At 29.2% G+C, this 264-nt stretch carries 1 pseudogene; it reads left to right on the forward strand.

Annotated features, from left to right (window positions below):
• Positions 1 to 264: pseudogene (locus tag G3997_RS05475) on the forward strand (hypothetical protein); the annotation flags it as partial.

Below are 264 nucleotides of genomic sequence, written 5' to 3' on the forward strand. Positions count from 1 at the left end.
TTACTCTACTAGTATGGTTCTTGTATCTAAAAGTAAAACAACACCAGTTCCAATATTTTATCGAGGGGCTGATTATAACCTTGAGTATGATGATAATATTGAATATGCACTAAAAAACTGTAAAATAGTACATTTTTCTTGTTGGCCTATTTCTCAGAAAAATTCAAGACAAACTATTGAAAAGGTAATAGATAAGGCAAGAGAAAATAATATTCTTATAGGGTTTGATCCAAACTATCATGAAATGATTTGGGAAAAGAATCA

This window comes from Romboutsia sp. 13368, assembly GCF_018336475.1.
Taxonomy (GTDB): Bacteria; Bacillota; Clostridia; order Peptostreptococcales; family Peptostreptococcaceae; genus Romboutsia.